Annotated in this window: 17 protein-coding genes; 9 read left to right on the top strand and 8 right to left on the bottom strand. The window is 68.5% G+C overall.

Annotated features, from left to right (window positions below; translation table 11 throughout):
- The first annotated feature begins 18 nt into the window (after window positions 1–18).
- Window positions 19–1,560 (top strand): glycoside hydrolase family 18 protein, encoded by a 1,542-nt coding sequence (locus tag E0H45_RS13995; protein WP_131337538.1) that lies wholly within the window; start codon window positions 19–21, stop codon window positions 1,558–1,560.
- A gap of 36 nt (window positions 1,561–1,596) precedes the next feature.
- Here the strand turns inward: E0H45_RS13995 and E0H45_RS13990 are convergent, their stop codons facing one another.
- Window positions 1,597–2,379 carry an SGNH/GDSL hydrolase family protein gene (locus tag E0H45_RS13990; RefSeq protein WP_238154959.1) on the bottom strand — a complete coding sequence of 261 codons (783 nt, stop codon included), beginning with the start codon at window positions 2,377–2,379 and terminating at the stop codon, window positions 1,597–1,599.
- Window positions 2,380–2,467: 88 nt separating this feature from the next.
- Window positions 2,468–3,355, bottom strand: a complete 888-nt coding sequence (locus E0H45_RS13985) for a LysR family transcriptional regulator (protein WP_131337537.1) — start codon at window positions 3,353–3,355, stop codon at window positions 2,468–2,470.
- A 71-nt stretch (window positions 3,356–3,426) separates the two neighbouring features.
- On the opposite strand from E0H45_RS13985, the gene E0H45_RS13980 reads away from it, so the two are divergent.
- Together E0H45_RS13980 and E0H45_RS13975 are read left to right on the top strand one after the other, a co-directional pair.
- Window positions 3,427–4,638, top strand: a complete 1,212-nt coding sequence (locus E0H45_RS13980; protein WP_131337536.1) for an MFS transporter — start codon at window positions 3,427–3,429, stop codon at window positions 4,636–4,638.
- Window positions 4,639–4,642: 4 nt separating this feature from the next.
- Complete coding sequence (locus E0H45_RS13975) at window positions 4,643–5,092, top strand: aminoacyl-tRNA deacylase (RefSeq protein WP_131337535.1); 450 nt, start codon at window positions 4,643–4,645, stop codon at window positions 5,090–5,092.
- Here E0H45_RS13975 and E0H45_RS13970 read toward each other — a convergent pair.
- Both E0H45_RS13970 and E0H45_RS13965 read right to left on the bottom strand, forming a co-directional pair.
- A complete protein-coding gene (locus E0H45_RS13970; RefSeq protein ID WP_131337534.1) occupies window positions 5,089–5,991 on the bottom strand; it encodes a helix-turn-helix transcriptional regulator in 903 nt (300 codons plus the stop codon). The genes E0H45_RS13975 and E0H45_RS13970 overlap by 4 nt on opposite strands.
- 2 nt (window positions 5,992–5,993) lie before the next feature.
- Complete coding sequence (locus E0H45_RS13965) at window positions 5,994–7,667, bottom strand: chitinase (RefSeq protein ID WP_131337533.1); 1,674 nt, start codon at window positions 7,665–7,667, stop codon at window positions 5,994–5,996.
- A 416-nt stretch (window positions 7,668–8,083) separates the two neighbouring features.
- On the opposite strand from E0H45_RS13965, the gene E0H45_RS13960 reads away from it, so the two are divergent.
- A complete protein-coding gene (locus E0H45_RS13960) occupies window positions 8,084–8,881 on the top strand; it encodes an HAD family hydrolase (protein WP_131337532.1) in 798 nt (265 codons plus the stop codon).
- A gap of 284 nt (window positions 8,882–9,165) precedes the next feature.
- On the opposite strand, the gene E0H45_RS13955 is transcribed toward E0H45_RS13960, so the two are convergent.
- Window positions 9,166–9,939, bottom strand: a complete 774-nt coding sequence (locus E0H45_RS13955) for a Fic family protein (protein WP_131337531.1) — start codon at window positions 9,937–9,939, stop codon at window positions 9,166–9,168.
- Between the two features lie 24 nt (window positions 9,940–9,963).
- Here E0H45_RS13955 and E0H45_RS13950 point away from each other — a divergent pair, with 24 nt between their 5' ends.
- The 4 genes from E0H45_RS13950 to E0H45_RS13935 all read left to right on the top strand — a co-directional run bounded on the left by E0H45_RS13950 (window position 9,964) and on the right by E0H45_RS13935 (window position 15,934).
- The gene (locus E0H45_RS13950) at window positions 9,964–12,045 is read left to right on the top strand and encodes a bifunctional glycosyltransferase/CDP-glycerol:glycerophosphate glycerophosphotransferase (protein WP_131337530.1); all 2,082 of its coding nucleotides are present in this window, start codon (window positions 9,964–9,966) and stop codon (window positions 12,043–12,045) included.
- 142 nt (window positions 12,046–12,187) lie between these two features.
- A complete protein-coding gene (argS, locus tag E0H45_RS13945; protein ID WP_131337803.1) occupies window positions 12,188–13,861 on the top strand; it encodes an arginine--tRNA ligase in 1,674 nt (557 codons plus the stop codon).
- On the top strand, window positions 13,862–14,917 hold the full coding sequence (locus E0H45_RS13940; protein WP_238154958.1) for an alpha/beta hydrolase-fold protein: 1,056 nt from the start codon (window positions 13,862–13,864) through the stop codon (window positions 14,915–14,917).
- Window positions 14,918–14,953: 36 nt separating this feature from the next.
- The gene (locus E0H45_RS13935; protein ID WP_131337529.1) at window positions 14,954–15,934 is read left to right on the top strand and encodes a GNAT family N-acetyltransferase; all 981 of its coding nucleotides are present in this window, start codon (window positions 14,954–14,956) and stop codon (window positions 15,932–15,934) included.
- Here E0H45_RS13935 and E0H45_RS13930 read toward each other — a convergent pair.
- Complete coding sequence (locus tag E0H45_RS13930) at window positions 15,923–17,401, bottom strand: MFS transporter (RefSeq protein WP_131337528.1); 1,479 nt, start codon at window positions 17,399–17,401, stop codon at window positions 15,923–15,925. The genes E0H45_RS13935 and E0H45_RS13930 overlap by 12 nt on opposite strands.
- A gap of 121 nt (window positions 17,402–17,522) precedes the next feature.
- Here E0H45_RS13930 and E0H45_RS13925 point away from each other — a divergent pair, with 121 nt between their 5' ends.
- Window positions 17,523–18,101, top strand: a complete 579-nt coding sequence (locus E0H45_RS13925) for a TetR/AcrR family transcriptional regulator (protein ID WP_131337527.1) — start codon at window positions 17,523–17,525, stop codon at window positions 18,099–18,101.
- Here the strand turns inward: E0H45_RS13925 and E0H45_RS13920 are convergent.
- Both E0H45_RS13920 and E0H45_RS13915 read right to left on the bottom strand, forming a co-directional pair.
- Entirely contained in the window at window positions 18,082–18,600 is a 519-nt protein-coding gene (locus E0H45_RS13920; protein WP_131337526.1) for a dTDP-4-dehydrorhamnose 3,5-epimerase family protein, read from the bottom strand. The two genes, E0H45_RS13925 and E0H45_RS13920, sit on opposite strands and share 20 nt — an antisense overlap.
- Complete coding sequence (locus E0H45_RS13915) at window positions 18,597–19,802, bottom strand: DUF2786 domain-containing protein (RefSeq protein WP_238154957.1); 1,206 nt, start codon at window positions 19,800–19,802, stop codon at window positions 18,597–18,599. Before E0H45_RS13915 ends, E0H45_RS13920 begins: the two co-directional genes overlap by 4 nt.
- Between the last annotated feature and the right edge of the window lie 6 nt (window positions 19,803–19,808).

Raw genomic sequence — 19,808 nt, 5'->3', positions numbered from 1 at the left:
CCCACTGATCGGAGCATCATGAAACGCATCTCCTTAGCGCTCGCGGCCATCACGGCCGTGGTTGTCGCCCTGCTGACTGCCCAGGCAGCCAGCGCGGCAGGTGTCACTGCCAGCTTCACCAAAGTGTCCGACTGGGGCAGCGGCTTCGAGGGCAAGGTGACCGTCACCAACGGCACCACCAGCTCTCTCAGCACCTGGTCGGTCGCGCTGGACTTCCCGTCCGGCTACACCGTCAGCTCCACCTGGGACGCCGTCCACACCGGCAGCGGACAGACGCACACCTTCACGCCGCCGAGCTGGGCCGGTCCGCTGGCTCCTGGCGCGACTGTCACGTTCGGCTTCAACGGCAGCCCGGGTAACTTCCCCGGCCTCGCCGCGTGCCGCTTGAACGGCGGCTCGTGCTCAGGTGGCGGTGGCGGCACCGTCCCCGGTGCACCCACAGGCCTCACCGGTACGTCGTCCGCGTCGTCGGTGAGCCTCACGTGGTCGGCCGCGTCGGGTGCGACCAGCTACAACGTCTACCGGAACGGTGCGAAGGTCGGCAGCCCGACCGGTACGTCGTACGCGGACTCCGGACTGGCCGCGAACACGACGTACAGCTACCAGGTGAGTGCGTCGAACAGCGCCGGTGAGGGTGCGAAGAGCAGCACCATCTCCGTCAAGACCGGCACCGGTGGCGGGAACACGGGCACCAAGCAGGCCGCGCCGTACCTCTACATGGGCTGGGGCGACCCGCCGAACCCGGCGACCGTGATGAACGCGACCGGTATCAAGTGGTTCACCATGGCCTTCATCCTGTCCTCCGGTGGCTGCAACCCGGCCTGGGACGGCAGCCGCCCGCTGCAGGGCAGTGCGGACGCCAACGCGATCGCCCAGATCCGTGCGGCCGGCGGCGACATCGTGCCGTCGATCGGCGGCTGGAGCGGCAACAAGCTCGGCCCGAACTGCAGCACGCCCGAGGCGCTGGCCGGCGCGTACCAGCAGGTCATCAACGCCTACGGCCTCAAGGCGATCGACATCGACATCGAGAACTCCGACGAGTTCGAGAACGAGGCCGTGCAGGACCGGATCCTGAACGCGCTGAAGATCGTCAAGCAGAACAACCCCGGCATCCAGACGATCCTGACCTTCGGTACGTCGACGACCGGTCCGACGTACTACGGCAACCGGCTGATCGACCGGTCGAAGGAACTCGGCGCGAACATCGACGTGTTCACGCTGATGCCGTTCGACTTCGGCAGCTCGAACATCTACAACGACACGGTCGGCGCGTCCCAGGGCCTGAACAACAAGCTGAAGGCCACCTTCGGCTGGTCCACCACGGAGGCGTACGCGCACCAGGGCATCTCCGGCATGAACGGTCTGTCCGACCAGCAGGAGATGACCACGACCGCGACCTGGCAGAACATCACCAACTGGGCGAAGAGCAACGGGCTCAGCCGGCTGGCGTTCTGGTCGGTCAACCGTGACCGCGGCTGCGCCGGCGGCGGCGTGGTGTCCAACTGCAGTGGCATCGCCCAGGCCGACTGGGACTTCACCCGCATCACCGCGGGCTTCTGAGAAAGGGGACGGCTGGGTGCGGCGTCAGAGCCGCACTCAGCCGGCCTTGATCGCTTCGATGATCAGGCCGTTGCGGGCGTTCTGCCCGAGCGGGACCGACGGGTGCAGGCCGTCGCGGAGCAGACGGGCCAGGCGGTTGGGGCTGGAGGCCAGATGCTCGGCCCAGTGCACGATCCGCAGGTTGTCGTAGCGACGCTGGGCGTCGGCGAGCTGCAGGTTGATCCAGGCGCTGTTGCGCTGGTCCGAGACCTTGATGTCGGGGCCGTGCGCGGTGCGGGCCGCCTGCACGTTGACCCAGTAGACGATCCGCTCGTCGCCGACGATCCTCATGGTCCGATCGACCTGGGCCTCGACGGCCGGCGGCGTGAAGATGTCGTTGGACCCGACCGACATCAGGATCCGGTGCGGCAGGCCGTACTGCTGCGCCCAGAGGTCGAGCGCGTCGACCGCGGGGGTCACCGGCCGCCCGGCCCAGTTGTGGACGGCGATGCTGATCCCGAGCTGGGTCAGTTGCCTGGCGAGCGCCGGTCCGTCCTGGACGCCGATGCTGTCGCCGAACATGAAGACGCCGTCGGTCTCGCGGGTCCTGCGGATCTGGCCCTCGTTCGAGATCGCCCGCGCCTGGCGCTCCCAGGCACCGAGCACGCCCGAGCCGTAGGCGCCGAGGGACAGCAGTCCGCCCGCGGTGTCGAGGGTAGCCTCCGGGGAACCTGGGACCGCCTCCGCCGCGGTGGCGGCGACCGTCGACGCAGCAGCCGCAGTCCCGGCCGCGAAGAGCAGCCGGCGACTCGGCCGGAACGAACCCAGACGCTTCCTCACGCACGCAAGGGTGCGGGGGAAAGCCCTCTCTGTGCAAGTCGACACCGTGAAATTGGGACGAACGCTACGGAAGTCAGCGCTAATACAGTCAGCTTGTCGTCACTGGGCGCGATCGGACGAACGTCCGGAACCGCTCGGCCGCGGGCGTCAGCGGCAGGCTCAGCCGCCACGCCATACCGATCTCCCGCCGGGCCCGCACACCGGCCAACGGAACGGACACAGCGCCGCTGTCGTTCCCGCGAACCGCGCCGGCCGGCAGGATCGCCACACCGAGGCCGGCGCCGACCAGGCTGTCAATCGTCGCGAGGTCGGTCGCCTCGAACGCCAGCCGGGGGCTGAACCCCGCCTCCTGACACAGGCGGTCTGTCACCCGCCGGAAGCCGAACCCGGGCTGCAGACCGACGAACGCCTCGTCCCGGGCCGCCTCCAACTCGACCCGGCGCCGAGAGGCCAGCGCATGCCCGGGCGGCACGTGCAGATACAGCCGCTGCCGCTCGAGCAGGTGCCAGCCGAAGCGTGCGGGATCCGGCCGGGGCGCAATGATCGCGATCTCGGCCTCACCGCTCTCCAGGTCCTGGACGATGTCGTGCGCGGGCTCCTGCCGCAGCGCGAACCCGATGTTCGGCGCCACCGCCCGGAACGCCTTCAGCAGGTCCGGCATCAGGCTGGTCGCGACCGAGTGCAGGAACGCGAGCCGCACCGTGCCGGACTCGGGGTCGAGTAACGCGTCGATCCGCCGCTTCGCCGTATCCACCGCCGTCGTCGCTGCCCGCGCCGCATCCAGCACCAGCCGTCCGTACGGATTCAGCCGTACGCCGCGACGCTCCCGCTCGAACAACGGCACCCCGAACGCCCGCTCGACCCGCTGCAGCGAGCGGGACAGATTCGGCTGACTCGTCCCCAGCGCGACGGCCGCCTCGGTGAGGTGCTCGGTCTCCGCAAGTACGACGAACCACCGCAGATCCTCGACATGCATGCGAGAAGCGTATCGATTTCTGCCGAGATCGACATTTTACGTATCGCTCCAGCCGTGCGACCGTCGAAGACATGCACCAGTCCGTCGCCCGCCAGACCGGGTACCTGCCCGGAGACCCGGAGTACCGCAAGCTGTCCGTCGCACTGTTCGCGGCTGGGCTGGCGACGTTCGCTCTCCTGTACAGCACGCAGCCGCTGCTGCCCCAACTGGTCGACGCGTTCCACGTCTCGCCCAGCCAGAGTGCGTTCAGCGTGTCGTTCGCGACCTTCGGTCTCGGTCTGGCGTTGCTGATCGCCGGTCCGGCGTCCGAGGTGCTCGGGCGGACCAATCTGATGCGCTGGTCGGTCGCTGCGACGTCGGTGTTCGCCCTGCTCAGTGCGTTCGCGCCGACGTGGCACCTGCTGCTCGCGTTGCGCGGTCTGCAAGGAATCGCGATGGCCGGGCTGCCTGCGGTCGCTATGGCGTACCTGCGCGAGGAGGTGCACCAGGACAGCCACGCGCGCGCCAGCGGCCTCTACATCGCGGGTACGGCGGTTGGCGGTATGGCGGGACGCCTCATCGCAGGCGGGTTGTCGGACGTCGGCGGGTGGCGGTTCGCGACCGGCGGGATCGCCGTGGTCGGCGTACTGTGCGCGGCTGTCGTCTGGCTGTTGCTGCCTGCGTCGCGGAACTTCCACCCAAGCGCCGCGCGACCACACGACCTGTTCCGCGTACTGCGAGACCCGGCGCTGCTCGCGCTGTACGGGATCGGTGCGACAGCGGTGGGCGCATTCGTGGCTGTCTACAACGGGGCGGTCTTCCGGCTGTCCGGTTCGCCGTACGAGCTGAGTGCCGGCGCGGCCGGACTGGTCTTCTGTGTCTATCTCCTCGGGTCAGCCGGGTCGGCGACGGCTGGGACGCTCGCGGATCGGTACGGGCGGCGGGCCGTGGTTCCGATCGGGTGTCTGATCACGCTGGCCGGTGTGGCGATCACGCTGGCGGCTCCGCTGCCGCTGATCGTGCTCGGGCTGGCTGTGATGACCGCGGGCTTCTTCGCGGTGCACGGGGTGGCCAGCGGCTGGGTACCGGCCCGGGCGCATGCAAGCGGGGTCGGGACCGGGCAGGCGTCGAGCATGTACCTCTTCTCGTTCTACCTGGGTTCCTCGGTGTTCGGAGGCCTCGCGGGTACGGCGTGGAGCCGCGCCGAGTGGGCTGGGGTGGCGGCCGAGGCTGGAGCATTGTTCCTCGTGACGCTGGTGCTCGCGCTGCTGCTGAAGAACGTTCCCAGCCGGGTGCAAAACTAAGCGGGTGACCAAAGCGACCGATGCGGCTGATCAGTTGGGGCTCACCTACGAGGTGACCAGGCATGGCCGGGTGAACTCGTTGGAGGAGGCCGCGGCGGCGCGCGGTATCGAGCCGGCGCGGCTGATCAAGACGATCGTGGTGCGGCTGTCGGACGACGACTACCGCTTCGTCCTGGTGCCGGGTGACCGCGAGATCGCGTGGCCGAAGCTGCGGACGCTGCTCGGCGTGAACCGGATCTCGATGCCGGACAAGGACACGGCGTTCGACGTCACCGGCTACGTCCGCGGGACGATCACCCCGCTCGGAAGCACGCGCGACTGGCCGGTGATCGCGGACGAGCGGATCACCGGCACCATCTCGATCGGCGGCGGTGACCACGGCGTCGGGATCACTGTCGACGCCGAGGCACTCACCAAGGCCCTCAATGCCACGGTGGCTGACGTCACCGACTAGACGAGCAGCCCCTGCTGCCCGGCTCGGAGGCCGGCTTGGAAGCGGGTGGTGGCGTCCAGAGCTTTGAGGATGCGTTGCATTCGGCGTTCTACGGTCCGTTGGGCCACGCCCAGGCGGCGGGCGATGGCTTGGTCTGTCAGTCCGGCGGCAGCCAGGGACAGGAGCTGCTGGTCGTCCGACGTGAGTGGGCCGTCGGAGACCGACGGGGTCAGCGGGCTGGCCTGTTGCCACAGCAGGTCGAACAGGCGCAGGAGTGCGTCCAGGAGACTCGACGGGCCCAGCTCTACGACGACGTCCGGCCCGGTCGGGAGGAGCGCCGTGCGGCGGTCGACGACGACCAGCTTCAGCGGTACGTCGCGCAGCATCCGGCAGCAGCCCGACGATCGGGCCGCGACCAGATCGCCAGGCTCGGACAGCGACGCCATGTCGTAGATCGTGCGGTAGGTCACCCCGGGGGCGGCGAACACGGCGTACGGCAATCGGTCCAGCACGAGTACTTCGTCCTGCGCGCACTGCTGCGCCTGGTAGAACCGCTGGGCGATCGCCTCCGCGCCACGGATGACCGTGAACGCGTCCGGCTGTCTGAACTCGGCTGTCAGCGCCGCAGCACCCAGCCGGGCCTCCACGATCGCCGCCTGCTTCCGCAGCGCGAGCAGCTCGACAGCGGCCTCCGGTACGGCGGGCAGGTAGCGGGCCGGCCGGCCTGGCGTCCGGGACGCCAGGCCTAGCGACAGGAGCGACCTGAGGTGTCGGCCGACGCGGTTGGCCGGCCAGTCGACGAATGCGGCCAGATCGGTCGCGGTGGCCTCCGGGCAGGCCAGAAGCGCCCGGTAGAGCTGCTCGTCCTCCGAGCAGACACCGAGCGCCTCCAGCAGCGGAGCCGGTCGATAGTTGTGCATGATCAGGGCAGTGAATGGACGTGGCTGCCGACTTGGGTCGCGAACTGGTTGCCGTTCGACGCGTCCCAGTTGGTCGACCAGGTCATCGCACCGCGCAGCGACGGCCACGGAGTGCTCGGCTTGTAGTTCCCGCACCCGGTGCCCTTGGTCAGGCAGTCCAGTGCGTTGTTGACCACAGTCGGCGACACATACCCGCTCCCGGCCGCTTGCGACGACGCCGGCAGGCCGAGCCCGACCTGGTCGGGACGCAGACCGCCCTGCAGCATGATGCAGGCCTGCGCTGTGATGAAGTCGACCGAGCCCTGCGAGTACACCTGACCGTCACAGCCGTTCATCGAGCCTGAGTTGTAGTACTGCACGTTGACGATGGTCAGGATGTCCTTGATCGCCAGCGCGAGCTTGAAGTACTCGAACGACGTGCTCTGCATGTCGATCGTCTGCGGCGCCATGGTGATCACCAGCCCGCTGCCGAACTGGCTCTGCAAGCTCCTCAGCGCCTGACCCATGTACTGCGCGTTGACCCCGTTCTCCAGGTCGATGTCGATCCCGTCGAACCCGTACTCCCGCAGCACCGAGAGAGCGCTCGACGCGAAGTTGGACGCCGCCGTCGGGTCGGCGACCGAGATGGTGCCGTTCTGACCGCCGACGGACAGGATGACCTTCTTCCCGGCCGCTTGCTTCGCCGCGATGTCCGCCTTGAACTGCGCGACCGTGTACCCACCGAGCCCGGCGCTGTCCAGGTTGAACGTGATGCCGCCCGGCTTCGACGCGTCGGCGTCCGCGAAGGCGACCGCGATCAGGTCGTACGCCGCCGGTACGTCGGAGATCTTCTGCACCGTCGCACCGTTGTTGAAGTTCTGCCAGTACCCGGTGAGCACGTGCGCGGGCAGGCTGCCGACCGGCGGGTTGGTGCCACCGTCGGACGTGGTGCCCGACACGGCCGCGCCGTACGGCGAGCAGTTGCCACTGGGGTCACACGCCCGCACCTTGAACGAGTAGGTCGTCGAAGCGCTCAGCCCGGTCGCGGTCCAGCTGGTCACGTTGCCGACACCCTGCGCGGCACCGGTCCCCCGGACGACGTCGTAGTGGTCGATGCCGCTCGCGTCGGACGCGGCCGACCAAGTCAGCTTCAGCGAGCTCGAGGTCGGGCTGCCGACCGCCAGACCACCCGGGGTCGACGGCGGCGTGGTGTCCTGCGTCCCGCCAGGTCCGTCGAGTACGACGTCATCGGCCTGGTACGCCGGCAGCCCGTACCAACTGTGCAAGTAGACGGTCACCGAAGAACCGGTGGAGGTGAACGGGACGGTCAACTGGCTCCAGCCCGAACTGGTCGTCCACGTCGACGGACCACCGTCGACACCGAGGTAGACGTTCGATCCCTTCACCCACGCCGACAGTGTGTACGCCGTATTGGGCTGGACCGCTATCGATTGCGAACACCGGGCGATGTCACTCCCACTCGGCGTCGCCTCGAGGGCGTACGAACCGGAGTGCGGCGCGGACGTGGTGACGCCGCCGGCCGGACACGACCAGCCGGAGAGCGTGCCGGACTCGAATCCGGCGTTCGTGACGAGATTGGCGGCCGCGGAGGCGGAACCGGGGACCAGGAAGGCCATGACAACGGCGAGCAGGCTGATGACGACCGCTGCCTGGGGGCGGTGTGCAGGCGGTTTCATGCCTTACAACCTGTGACTGCTCAATTACATTGTCAAGACCCTGCATAAAGTGAGAACGCTCCCACGCGCAGGAAAGCGAGAATCTTTACGCTTACTTGGCTGACGGTAGAAAGGCGACGGCCCCCGGCGGGGGGGTGACCGGGGGCCGTCTTCGGCCACGGGCTCGGGGGGAGGAGCCGGGGGCCGTTCAGGAGGCGACAGTCTGCCACTGTCAGAGAGTTTGTACCCCCCGATTCCGGGCTTCACACATCTCAGTTCGATTTCAACCGAATCTGTGTCACCCAGGCGCCAGTCCCACCCGATCGGGCGTTTCCAGCCAGTGTCACTGTCACACTGCCGACCAGTCTAACGGGATACCGGCCCACGCAAAAGCCCGGGTCCCCCGGCGTTTCTCCTCAGCTCCTATCCTCGACTGCATGGCGCATCCCGGGACGGCTCGATCGGCGGCTTTCTTCGATCTGGACAAGACCATTCTGGCCCGCTCGAGCACGCTGGCGTTCTCGCGGCCGTTCTACGCCGGCGGCCTGATCAACCGCTGGACCGTTCTGCGCGGCGCCTACGCCCAGTTCGTCTACCTGCTCGGCGGCGCGGACCACGACCAGATGGAGCGGATGCGCGAGTACATCTCCGCGATGTGCACCGGGTGGGACGTCTCGACGGTGAAGGCGATCGTCGCCGACACCCTGGACCACATCGTCCGCCCGATGATCCACGCCGAGGCGGTGGAGCTGATCGAGCAGCACCACGCGGCCGGCCGGGACGTGGTGATCGTGTCGTCGTCCGGCGCCGAGGTGGTGGAGCCGATCGGCGCGATGCTCGGCGCCGACCGGGTGATCGCCACCCGGATGGTCGTTGCCGACGGCAAATACACCGGCGAGATCGCCGAATACGCGTACGGTCCACACAAGGTGACCGCGATCGAGGCCCTGGCCGCGACCGAGGGCTACGACCTCGCGAGCTCCTACGGATACTCGGATTCGATCACCGACGAGCCGCTGCTGGCCGCCGTCGGGTACCCGCACGCGGTCAACCCGGACAAGGCATTGCGCCGGGTCGCCGTCGAGCGCGGCTGGCCGGTCCTGGAGTTCGCGGAGCCGGCCGAGCGGGCAAGTTTCCCCGCCGTGCGACGCCCCGCAATGGCTGCCGGTCTGGTCGCGGCGATCGCCGCCGGAGCACTGCTGCTGGCCTCCCGGCGGCGGTCCCGGACGAGCTGAAAGCTGAAGCGAGCTTCATTGTTCTCAACTCCATGAAGGACTCTGCATCCCCTTCCCAGAAAGGGGTTTCAGGAGTACAAAGGAATCAACAAAGGGCCTTAGGGTCCGGTAGAGATTGCACGGCAACCCAGGTACCCACGCGGCGACCAGCCCATCCCAAACGGGCAGCGCGACCCAGGCCTAGTCCTGTGGCGGCAGACAGGTGCACGCATGGTAACCAGGGCAACGTGCCAGCGACGGCGTTCTCACTCGAGAGCGCCGTTCGCACGTTCCGGACGCGGCCCTCAGGAAGCCAACGGCGAGAGCTCGGCACCTTTTGTCACGACCTCGCAGGACCGCAGCAACCAATCACGAACCCCGGTCAATCCTCGCGCTGTGTAGTCGGTGAGACCGGACGCATAGGTCGCCCGCAACACATAGTGACCACCCTCCGGTACCGTGACGGCCACCGGGTCGATGCCCCGGGCAACCAACAGCAGGCGCTCGGCGGCCCGGGCAACCAGTCCGTTGGCCGCCGGGAACGGTCGCAGTACGGCGAGCTCGGCGTGCACGATCGCCGCAACGACCAGGCCGGGCGCCTTGGTCGGGCGGGTCAGGTTCTGCGCGAGAGCGCTCAACCGCTCCCACATCTCGTCGGCACCGGGCGCCGGCGGCAGTCCCGGGATGTCGTCCGGCAGCGGTTCCGCACTGGTCCGGAGATGGCCCAGCTGGTCCTCCGCTACCAGATCGGCGGCGGCCAACTGGTGCAGTCTGGTCCAGACCTGCACCGGAGCCTTGTCCACCTGCGGCGCGAGCGTCATCAGCTCGCTGGTCATCCGGACCGCGCCGGAGGCCAGCCCGTCGGCGGAACCCCGGCGTACGTCGTCCGGCGTCGCGGTGCTGCCGGCCAGCGCCGCGGACGCGTGCGCGCCCCGCAGCAGGGCCTCGGCCGTCATGTCCGAACCGACCCGGCGCAGACCGCGATCCCGGAGCAGTACGTCGACCGCGTCCCGGGCCGCCCGCGCCGCCGACCCGACCCCCTCGAGACCGGCCAATGGCTCGAACACATCAGTACTCATAGCAGCACCCTAGGATGACTAGGCATGGCGCTCGGCACCGTCCCCAGGTTCAGCATCGTGGTCCCCTGCCATGCCTCGCGGGCGTGGCTGCGGCCGTGTCTGGACTCGGTGCTCGGGCAGTCGTTCACCGACTTCGAGGTGATCGGGGTGGACGACGCGGACCCGGACGGCTCCGGCCGGATCCTGGACGAGTACGCCGCCGCGGACGCGCGGGTCCGGGCGCTGCACCTGGACGAGAACGTCGGCCTCGGGCTGGCCCGGAACGCCGGCCTGAAGGAGTGCCGCGGCGAGTACGTGCTGTTCCTGGACGCTGACGACGTCTACTCGCCGGGCTCGCTGGAGGCGATCGCGGGCCGGATCGACGCCACGACGACACACCGGGGTCAGCCGGACCTCGTGCTCTTCGACTACGAGCGAGTCTTCTGGGACGGCCGGGTGCTCGGCAGCCAGCGGCACGACGCGTTCGCGCGCGAGGGCGCCGGGGTGTTCACGGCGGCCGAGCGGCCGATCTTCCTGACCTTCCTGGAGGTCGTCTGGAACAAGGCATACCGCCGCCAGTTCCTCACCCGGCACGGATTCGCGTTCACGAGCGGCTTCTACGAGGACGCGCCCTGGACCTACTCGACGATGCTGACCGCGGAGCGGATCGCCACCCTGGACCGGGTCGTCGTGCACTACCGGCAGCACCGGACCGGCGGCAACATCCACGCCACCAGCGGCCGCCGGCAGTGGGACATCTTCGACCAGTACGACCGCGTGCACGCGTTCATCCAGTCCGACCCGGAGCTGGCCGGCTGGCGCCGGTTCGCGTTCGACCGGTCGCTGGACCACATCCTCGCCGTACTCGCCAGGCCCGAGCGGATCGACACCGACGACCGGGCCGAGTTCTTCCACGCGGCGCACGCCTTCGCCAAGCGCTGGAAGCCGGAGGGGTACGGCGCCGACCGGACCGCTCGCGGGTTCAAGCGCTGGCTGCTGATCCACGACGACTACGCGACCTACTCCACGCTCAAGCTGAGCGCGCGGATGCTGCACGTCCCGCGTCCGCGCAAGACGGTCGGCAAGCTGCTGCGGCGCAGCAAGCTCGAACCGAACCTGGTCGCGTACGCCGCCTACTGGTTCAAGCAGTACGCCTGCAACCCGCGCGCGATCTACGAGAAGGCGGCCGAACTGGCGCCGCACCTGCGCGGGGTCTGGGTCGTCGACAACGAGCACGTCGGCGCGATCCCGGAGGGCATCGAGTACGTCGTCGCGGACTCCCCGGCGTACGAGAAGCTGCTCGGCAAGGCGACGTACTTCGTCAGCAACATGAACTGGCCGAAGAACCTGGACAAGCGCGAGGGCCAGATCCATCTGCAGACCCAGCACGGTACGCCGCTCAAGACCGTGACCTTCCCGGACGAGGGCAAGGACGAGGTGATGCACGAGGTCGACCGCTGGGACTTCAACCTGTCCTCGAACCGGTACTCGTCGGAGATCTGGGAGCGCACCTACCCCGCGTACTACGAGGAGCTCGAGTACGGCTACCCGCGCAACGACCGGCTGCTGACGGCGACGCTCGACGAGGTCCGGGCGATCCGGGCCGGGCTCGGGTACGACGACTCGCACCTGGTGATCCTGTACGCGCCGACGCTTCCCGACCGGGTCGACCTTGACCAGCTGGCAGCCGCAGCAGGCGAGCACGCCCGCGTCCTGGTCGCGTCGCAGGATCCGCGGATCGAGGACCTGATGCTCGCGGCCGACGTACTGATCACCGACTACTCGTCGATCACCTTCGACTACGCCAACCTCGACCGGCCGATCCTGCTGCACCTCGACCAGAACAGCCGGCGTAGCACGTACTTCGATGTCGCCGAGTTCCCGCCCGGCGTGGTGGCACGGTCCGCCGAGGAGCTGTTCGCCGCGCTCCGGAACGGCACGTTCGCGGCGCCCGAGGCGGCCAAGCACCGGCACCTGTACCGCGAGAAGTTCTGCGAGTTCGACGACGGGCGCGCGGCAGAACGCGTCGTACGGCGGGTGTTCCTGGGCGAGACCGACGTACCGGCGATCGCGCCGCCGGCCGAACGGTCACCGGCACCGTCGGCGTACTTCGTGCATAATGGCTGACATGTCGATCAGCCTGAAGCCTGTCCACGCCCGGCGCGTGCGCTTCAGCCTGCGACGACGACGCACTGTCTGAACACCTCAGCCTGTTCCAGTCGCGCCAATCTGAACAACACTGTTGAAGGACCACGTCATGTCCGCAGTTCTGCCTGTCCTGTCCACCAGACTGTCCGCTGCCGCAGCGGCCGCCTTCGGTACGTCGTACGATCCCGAGCTGCGGTCGAGCACGAAGCCCGAGTTCGGCCACTACCAGAGCAATCTCGCGCTCCGGATCGGCAACGCCCTCGGCCGATCGCCGCGGGACGTCGCCGCGCGCCTGGTCGCCTTGTTGCAGGTCGAGGACCTGTGCCAGACACCAGAGATCGCCGGACCGGGGTTCATCAATCTGACCTTGCTGCCGGAGACCCTGGCGAAGGCGGTCAACGAGCCGGAAACCTTTAGCAGCAACGGTCAGCGCGTCGTCGTCGACTACTCGCAGCCCAACGTCGCGAAGCAGATGCACGTCGGCCATCTCCGGTCGACGGTGATCGGCGACGCGTTGTGCAACGTGCTCCGGTTCGCCGGGTACGACGTGGTCCGGCAAAATCACGTCGGCGACTGGGGAACGCAGTACGGGATGATGATCGAGCAGCTGCTCGAGGAAGGGATCTCCGCGGAATCCCTTGATCTGGAGGGATTGCAGAATCTCTACGAGCGGAGCCGGAAGCATTTCGATGCCGACGGCACCTTTGCGGACAAGGCTCGGCTGCGGGTCGTCGCGTTGCAGTCGGGCGATCCGGAGACGCGGGCGATGTGGCGGCACATGGTCGACGTGTCGCTGGACGACTTCGACAAGGTGTACGCCTTGCTCGGCAGCAACCTCGAGCGGACGGACGTCGTCGGCGAGAGCGCGTACAACGACGACCTGCCGCGGGTCGTGGCCGAGCTCGAACAGCAAGGTCTGCTGACCGAGTCCGCCGGGGCGATGTGCGCCTTCCTCCCAGGATTCCTCGGTCGCGACGGCGATCCGCTGCCGGTGATCGTGCGGAAGTCCGACGGTGGATTCGGGTACAGCGCAACCGACCTTGCCGCCGTACGGCATCGGGTGAGCACGTTGCACGCGGACCGGATCGTGTACGTCGTGGACCACCGGCAGGCCTTGCACTTCGACATGATCTTCACGCTCGCGCGGACCGCCGGCTGGCTGCCGGGGAGCGTGCCGGCGGAACACGTCTCGTTCGGCACCGTGCTCGGGCCGAACGGAAAGCCCTTCAAAACAAGGGAGGGCGGCACCGTCAAGCTCGTGGACCTGCTGGAGAGCGCGGTCGCCCGGGCCGACGGGCTGCTGGCCGGCCGGGAGGGCGTCGACCGGGCCGCGACCGCTCGTGCGGTAGGGATCGGTGCGGTCAAGTACGCCGACCTGTCGAGCGACCGGGGTAACGACTACGTGTTCGACCTGGACCGGATGGTCGCGATGACCGGCAACACCGGACCGTACCTCCAGTACGCGCACGCCCGGCTCACCCGGCTGCTCGCCAAGGCCGGCACGTCAGCAGGCGAAGTCACCACTCTGGAGGACCCGGCCGAGCAACGGCTGGCCCTCCTCCTCACCGGCTTCGCCGCGACCGTCGAGCAGGTCGCGCAGACGCTCCAGCCGCACAGACTCTGCACCTACCTGTACGACGTCGCGTCCGCGCTCTCCACCTTCTACGAGCAGTGCCCGGTGCTGAGCAGTGAGGGCGCGACCAGAGCAAGCCGGATCGCCCTCTGCACAGCGACACGGAAGGTGTTGCAGGATGGACTCGGCCTGGTGGGGATCGGGGCCCCTGATGCAATGTGAATGACTGGAGGACCAATGCTGCCGTGGTCGGCCGAGTTCAAGGGACGTCTGGACCAGACGACGTACACGAGTGAGTTGCTCCGCGGGAACCCGCTCGGCGATCCGCACGAGCGGCCGGTGCTGGTGTACCTGCCGCCGGGGTACGACGACCCTGACAACTCCGCCGACCGGTACCCGTCGATCTACGTGACGATGGGCTACACCGGCCACGTCGGTATGTGGTTCAACCGGGTCCCGTTCCGGCAGCCGTACCCGGAGTTGCTGGACGCGATGTTCCAGGACGAGAGCGTGCCGCGGGCCGTCGTGGTGTTCGTCGACTCATGGACGAAGTACGGCGGCAGCCAGTGCCTCGACTCCCCCGGGACGGGGCAGTACCAGTCGTATCTGTGCGACGAGATCGTGCCGTGGGTCGATGCGACGTACCGGACCATCCCGGACCGCGATCACCGGGCGGTCACCGGCAAGTCGAGCGGTGGCTACACCGCGATGGTGACGCCGCTGCTGCGTCCCGACGTGTTCGGGGCACTCGCAACGCACGCCGGGGACGCGCTCTTCGACGTCTGCTACCGGCCGGAGTTCCCGGAGCGTGCGCGGACGCTGCGGGACAAGTACGACGGCAGCTACGAGAAGTACTTCGAGGTGCTCGCGACGAAGACCGGTCGGACCACCAACGAGGACCTGCACCTGCTGGAGATGTACGGCTACGCGTCGGCGTACTCCGCTGAGCCCGACGGCACCGTACTGCTGCCGTTCGACGACCTCGGCGCGATCGTCCCGGAGATCTGGACGCGCTGGCTGTCCCGCGACCCGGTCGAGATGGTGAAGGAGCCGCAGTACGCCGACGCGCTGCGATCGCTGCGCGCGGTGTGGATCGACGCGGGCAGACAGGACGAGTACTACCTGGATCTCGGCGCGACCGCGTTCCACCGCGCTGCGCGGGAAACCGGCCTCGCGGACGAGCGGATCCACTTCGAGCTGTTCGAGGGCACCCATGGCGGCATCGAGTACCGCTACCCGATGGCGGTGCGCTGGCTGGCCGAGCAACTGACTAATTGACGTGCCGTCACGGCGCGAACGTCGTACCTTCGACGCATGAGCTGGCCGGAGGGGATCGAAGCGCGTCCGATGGAGAAGGCCGACGTCGAGGCGTGGGCGGTGTTGACGGCTGCCGCGGAGAAGGTCGACCAGGAGGGCGAGCACTTCAGCGCGGAGGATCTCGCCGAGCAGCTGGACCGCCCGAACTTCAACCTCGCCCAGGACACCATCAGCCTGTGGGCCGACGGCCGGATGATCGGCTACGGCATGGTTCACGTCTCGCCGTCCGTGGTGGACGTCGACCGGGTGCACGTCGGGGGCACCATCGATCCGGAGTGGCGCCGGCGCGGCCTGGGTACGACGCTGATGCGCTGGCTGATCAAGCGCGCCGGCGAACTGCACGCCGCCACCCACCCAGACTTTCCCGGCCAGGTCGGCGTCGGCGCGGCCAGTAACAACGTCAGCGCGATCAGCCTGCTGGAGAGCCTGGACTTCAAGGCCGAGCGGTTCTTCTTCGACATGCGGCGGCCGCTCGACCAGCCGGTGCCCGAAGCGTCGATCGCCGACGGACTGCGGCTGACGTCGTACGACCCGTCGTACGAGGAAGCTTTGCGGCTGGCCCACTTCGAGGCCTTCTCCGACCACTGGGGCTGGGCGCCGCCGGACCCGGCGGTCTGGCGATCCCGGAACGTCGGATCGCGGGCGTTCCGTGGCGCGCAGTCATACCTGGTGCTGGACGGTGAGACCGTCGCGGCGTACGTCAACGGCTACGAGTGGGAGGCGGACACCGAAGCGACCGGGGTCCGGGAGCTGTACATCGGCCAGGTCGGCACGCGGCGCGCGTACCGCGGCCGCGGTCTGGCCCGCGGAGCGATCGCGAAGGTGCTGGCCGAGGCCGCACAGGCCGGATACCAGCGGGCTGCGCTCGGCGTCGACGCCGACAACCCGACCGGTGCGCTCGGCCTGTACGAGAACCTCGGTTTCACCACTCACAACAAGTTCACCAGCTACGCGCTGCCCATCCCGTCAGACGTGTGAGTCCACGACGACCGGGGTCTCGACGAGCTCGGGCTTGCCGCGGAACCACTTCCACGGCTGGACCGTGAACACGATCATCGCCAGGCTCACCGCCGCGTAGACCAGCGATCCGACGAACGCGGCGTGGACGCCGTCGACCAGCACCTCCCGGGGGATCGTCGACGTCGAGTTGCGGCTCGCCGTACCGAAGATCGTGACCAGGATGCCCAGGCCGAGCGCGCCGCCGACCTGCTGGACCACGTTCAGCATGCCGGACGCGGCACCTGAGTCCTCCGGTGCGACGCCCGAGATGGCCCGGCCGACGAGCGGGATGAAGATCATCCCGGCGCCCGCGCCGAACAGCAGCAGCGGACCGACGACGTCGTGCAGGTAGGTGCTGTGCGAGTCCAGCCGAGTCAGCCAGATCGTCCCGAGCGTGACCAGTGTCGAGCCGGCCAGCATCAGTTTCGCGCCGTCGATCCGGGCAATCAGCTTCGGCACCACTCGCGACTGGGCGAAGAGCAGACCCGTCAGTGGCAGGAACGCCAGGCCCGCTGCGAACGGCTTGAGCCCGAGCACTCCCTGCAGGTACTGCGTGAGGAAGAAGAACATCCCGAACATCGTCCCGACGATCAGCAGCATGGTCAGGTACGACGCCGTCCGGGTCGCCGACCGGAACAGCCGCAGTGGCACGATCGGGTGGCTGACGCGGCGCTCGATCAGCACGAACGAGACCAGCAGCACCACGCCCGCGGCGAACGCCACCAGGACCTCGGTGGCGGTCCAGCCCTTCTCTGCCACCCGGATGAAGCCGTAGACGAGCGACGTGATTCCGAGGGTCGAGGTGACCGCCCCGGCCACGTCGAACCGGCCGGTCTCAGGCTCGGTCTCGGTCAGCACCTGGCGGGCCGTCAGGATCAGCGCCACACCGATGGGCACGTTGATGAACAGGCCCCAGCGCCACGACGCCCAGTCGGTCAGCATGCCCCCGAGCACCAGGCCGACGCTGCCGCCGCCGGACGAGATCAGGCTGTAGTAGCCGAGTGCCTTCATCCGCTCGGGACCTTCGCGGTACGTGAGCATCAGCAGCGTCAGGGCCGCCGGCGCCGCGATCGCACCGCCGATGCCTTGCAGAACGCGGGCGGCGAGCAGTAATTCGGCGCTCGGCGCGAGGCCTCCGAGCAACGAGGCGAGCGTGAAGACGCTGACGCCGGTGAGGAACACCCGGCGGCGACCGAGCAGGTCACCGGCACGGGCGCCGAGCAGGAGCAGGCCGCCGAACGCGAGCGCGTAGGCGTTCTGCACCCACGACAGGCTGGACGGGCTGAAGTGCAGGGCCTGCTGGATGTGAGGCATTGCGATGTTCACGACGGTCGCGTCGAGGATCACCATCAACTGGGTGACCAGGATGACCGCGAGCACGATCCCCGGCCGCCGCGCAGGCGTGCCCGAGGTGGCGCCGGCCGGCGCCGCGGATGTTGCCGACATATTGCTCCTTACCCCAGAGGGGCTACAGTTGAGACAGAAAGCGGAGCGCTCCTCCGGATACGATACGGAGGCATCCTCCGCTTTGCAAGCGATATGTTTGGCGGATCTGCGAGGAGGCTGGATGGCGCCACAACCCTTGCCGTGCGCACGTCCGACCCGTGCGGACGCGGCCCGGAACTACGACCGCCTGGTGACGGCCGCCCGGGAGACGTTCGCCAAGCACGGCACCGACACTTCACTCGAGGAGATCGCCCGCCGGGCCGGCGTCGGCATCGGCACGCTGTACCGCCGGTTCCCCAGCCGGACCGCACTGCTCGAGGCCGTTTACGTGGAGGAGATCCAGTCCGTCTGCGACCGTGCGTACGACTTCGACCGGGAGCTGGCGCCGTTCGACGCGCTGGCGGCGTGGCTGCGCAGCTTCCTCGGGTACGGACTGTCCAAGGGCAGCCTGGCCAGTGAACTGACCGTTGAGCTGGGCAAGGAATCGCCGTTCTTCCAGATCTGCAAGGCGAACGTGCAGGAGGCCGGACATCTTCTGCTGGACAAGGCGAAGGCGGCCGGCGAGGTTCGGGCCGATCTGGAGCTGATGGACGTCCTGCGGCTCGTCGGCGGGATCAACATGGGCCGCGACATCGCGCCCGAGCAGGCCCACCGCCTGCTCGACATCGTGCTCTGCGGGCTCAGGCCCGCTGCCTCCTGAGCTCTTCCAGCGAAGGGTTCCCGGCGTCGCGCTCGGTGTACTTGAGCTGCTCGAGCGGCCACGCGATCGCCAGCTCCGGATCGAACAGGTCCACGGCCACCCGCTCCGGCGACCAGTGCTCGTTCACCAGGAAGTTGTAGGTCGTGTGCGACGTCAGCGTGCAGAACGAGTTCCCGACACCACGGGGCACGTAGAGCGCGTCCGACGTACCGAGCTCGAACGTCTCCACCTGGCCGAAGCCGTCACCGGAGCGGAGGTCGACGATCGCGGCGAACACCCGTCCGGACGACGGCGACAGGTACTTGTCCCAGGGCTCGGCGTGGATCCCGCGGACGATGCCGGCCGCTTCGAAGTACGCGACGTTGTGCTGCACAACCTCCATCCCGAGCTCGGCCAGCTTCCCGTGATGGAAGTTCTCCTTGAACCATCCGTCGTCGTTCGGCTGCACCTCCAGCTGGATCCGCAGTACGCCGGGGATTCCGGTCTCCTCGATCCTCACCGGCGTACCTGCCGGCGGGCCTCGAGCTGGGCCTGGTCGGCAGCGGTCACGCCCGCGTTCCACCCCGCGCCGTTGGTGATCCGGGTCCGCCGGGTGGTCGTGTTCGGGAACAGCTGGGCGAACAGCGCGTCGACCTGCTCCTCCCGCTTGGCGAGCACCGGCAGGAGACGGTCCGCAGCCGCTTCGGGTACGGCGGCCTGGGTCGCCGCCGCGGTCTGCTCCAAGCGCTCGCCGATCCGCTGCGCGTAGGCCATCAGGAACGACTGCCGGAACGATCGCGTCCGGGACTCGCCCCGATGGCCGATGTGTTTGCCTGCAGCAAGCATCGCGCGGTTCGCCTGCACCAGCAGGGAGGTGCTGAGGATCTCGGTGTGCTGCAGGTCCACCTCGGCGCCGACGATGGTGACGACGGCCAGTTCGTCGATCACGACGGTGCGGCACCGATTCGCCGCCGCCACCGCGCCGACCAACTGCGCCTTGGCCGAGACATACGGCGTCTCGACCCACAACCGGCGGCCAGCGGAATCGTCCGGGATCTCCACCTCCGCCTCCACCAACGCACTGTCCAAGGAGAACTTCGCCATCAGCTCCTGCGCCTTACCGGACAGCGCTTCCGCCTCATCCGGGAACTCGGTCGCCTCCGCCTTCGCCAGCAGGCCGCGGATCCGCGCGAGCATCTTCCCGTTCGCCGGTACGGCGGGCTGCGTACGGCGGACCGTCGTACCGGGTAGCGGATAGAGCCGAGCCAGGACCGGCAGGGTCTGGAGGAAGCCTGCCAGGGACAGGGCGTGATGCAGCGTGAGGTAGCGGCCGACGCGGGCACCGGCCGCCCAGGCGGTCAGGCTCAACTCGGTGAAGGGCTGCGGCACGCCGAGATCTGTCAGTTGGCCGAGCCAGCGAGAGTCGATCGTGGCGGGCCGGTACCCGCGGTGTTCGGCCGAGATCGCAGCCAGCAGCAACGGCTCGACGCCGGCATCCAGCGTGCGGCGGCCGTGCTGGACCACGTCGATCGGCGCCCAGCCGCGCTCCCAGGCGGTGCGGAGCAGACCGGTGAGGAACGCCTGCACGCAACGATCCACCTGCGCCTGGTCGCGCTCGTCGTACGCACCCAGCTGGGCCAGGTGCGCGTCCGCGCGATCGTCGCGCACGGCAACGACCGCGGCCGTGATCGGTAACAACCGCAGGATTTCCTGGTCACTCACGCCGTC

Source organism: Kribbella soli, assembly GCF_004331345.1.
GTDB lineage: Bacteria > Actinomycetota > Actinomycetes > Propionibacteriales > Kribbellaceae > Kribbella > Kribbella soli.
This window is presented reverse-complemented; position numbering and strand designations above follow the sequence as displayed.

Coding starts and splice junctions, on each gene's coding strand:
- E0H45_RS13995 (WP_131337538.1), top strand. CDS start 19: ATGAAACGCATCTCCTTAGCGCTCGCGGCCATCACGGCCGTGGTTGTC.
- E0H45_RS13985 (WP_131337537.1), bottom strand. CDS start 3,355: ATGCATGTCGAGGATCTGCGGTGGTTCGTCGTACTTGCGGAGACCGAG.
- E0H45_RS13980 (WP_131337536.1), top strand. CDS start 3,427: ATGCACCAGTCCGTCGCCCGCCAGACCGGGTACCTGCCCGGAGACCCG.
- E0H45_RS13970 (WP_131337534.1), bottom strand. CDS start 5,991: ATGCACAACTATCGACCGGCTCCGCTGCTGGAGGCGCTCGGTGTCTGC.
- E0H45_RS13965 (WP_131337533.1), bottom strand. CDS start 7,667: ATGAAACCGCCTGCACACCGCCCCCAGGCAGCGGTCGTCATCAGCCTG.
- E0H45_RS13960 (WP_131337532.1), top strand. CDS start 8,084: ATGGCGCATCCCGGGACGGCTCGATCGGCGGCTTTCTTCGATCTGGAC.
- E0H45_RS13955 (WP_131337531.1), bottom strand. CDS start 9,939: ATGAGTACTGATGTGTTCGAGCCATTGGCCGGTCTCGAGGGGGTCGGG.
- E0H45_RS13950 (WP_131337530.1), top strand. CDS start 9,964: ATGGCGCTCGGCACCGTCCCCAGGTTCAGCATCGTGGTCCCCTGCCAT.
- E0H45_RS13940 (WP_238154958.1), top strand. CDS start 13,862: ATGACTGGAGGACCAATGCTGCCGTGGTCGGCCGAGTTCAAGGGACGT.
- E0H45_RS13935 (WP_131337529.1), top strand. CDS start 14,954: ATGAGCTGGCCGGAGGGGATCGAAGCGCGTCCGATGGAGAAGGCCGAC.
- E0H45_RS13930 (WP_131337528.1), bottom strand. CDS start 17,401: ATGTCGGCAACATCCGCGGCGCCGGCCGGCGCCACCTCGGGCACGCCT.
- E0H45_RS13925 (WP_131337527.1), top strand. CDS start 17,523: ATGGCGCCACAACCCTTGCCGTGCGCACGTCCGACCCGTGCGGACGCG.